6 tRNA genes and 1 rRNA gene are annotated in these 883 nt (G+C 50.9%); all 7 read right to left on the bottom strand.

Going from position 1 to position 883, the window contains the following annotated elements:
- Positions 1-61: 61 nt before the first annotated feature.
- Positions 62-138, bottom strand: a tRNA-Pro gene (locus tag A8F94_RS12130).
- A gap of 5 nt (positions 139-143) precedes the next feature.
- A tRNA-Arg gene (locus A8F94_RS12125) sits at positions 144-220 on the bottom strand.
- A gap of 16 nt (positions 221-236) precedes the next feature.
- Positions 237-325: transfer RNA gene (locus A8F94_RS12120), tRNA-Leu, on the bottom strand.
- A gap of 7 nt (positions 326-332) precedes the next feature.
- Positions 333-407: transfer RNA gene (locus tag A8F94_RS12115), tRNA-Gly, on the bottom strand.
- Positions 408-416: 9 nt separating this feature from the next.
- A tRNA-Leu gene (locus A8F94_RS12110) sits at positions 417-498 on the bottom strand.
- A gap of 9 nt (positions 499-507) precedes the next feature.
- Positions 508-583, bottom strand: a tRNA-Lys gene (locus tag A8F94_RS12105).
- Between the two features lie 65 nt (positions 584-648).
- Positions 649-765: ribosomal RNA gene (gene rrf / locus A8F94_RS12100) — 5S ribosomal RNA — on the bottom strand.
- Between the last annotated feature and the right edge of the window lie 118 nt (positions 766-883).

Genomic DNA, 883 nt, shown 5'->3' with positions numbered 1-883 from the left:
CTCCTGCGTGCAAAGCAGGCGCTCTCCCAGCTGAGCTAATCCCCCACATATAAAATTCTGCTGGTCGGGAAGACAGGATTCGAACCTGCGACCCCTTGGTCCCAAACCAAGTGCTCTACCAAGCTGAGCTACTTCCCGTAATATGGCGCGCCCGAAAGGAGTCGAACCCATAACCTTCTGATCCGTAGTCAGACGCTCTATCCAATTGAGCTACGGGCGCTTCATTTATTTACAAATGGTGCCGAGGACCGGAATCGAACCGGTACGGTAGTCACCTACCGCAGGATTTTAAGTCCTGTGCGTCTGCCAGTTCCGCCACCCCGGCATAAATATGGAGCGGAAGACGGGATTCGAACCCGCGACCCCCACCTTGGCAAGGTGGTGTTCTACCACTGAACTACTTCCGCGTTAAACAATGCGGGTGAAGGGAGTCGAACCCCCACGCCTCGCGGCGCCAGATCCTAAGTCTGGTGCGTCTGCCAATTCCGCCACACCCGCATATTTATATGGTGAGCCATGAAGGACTCGAACCTTCGACCCTCTGATTAAAAGTCAGATGCTCTACCAACTGAGCTAATGGCTCTGAATATAAATGGTGGAGGATGACGGGATCGAACCGCCGACCCTCTGCTTGTAAGGCAGATGCTCTCCCAGCTGAGCTAATCCTCCAAATTGCCTNGCACCCCAACTACCATCGGCGCTGAGAAGCTTAACTTCCGTGTTCGGGATGGGAACGGGTGTGACCTTCTCGCCTTTACCGCCAGACAATGTATAAATCAACAAGACATATTCTATTATAATGTCTTTTTGAATTTTTTCAAGGGGAAATTTATTCCCTCAAAACTGGGTAATCGTAATAGAAGAATTAGAAGAACACGTGTAA

This window comes from Bacillus sp. FJAT-27225 (assembly GCF_001685025.1).
Lineage (GTDB): Bacteria > Bacillota > Bacilli > Bacillales > Cytobacillaceae > Bacillus_D.
Note: the sequence above shows the minus strand (reverse complement) of the source record. Positions and strands in the feature narration are given on the sequence as shown.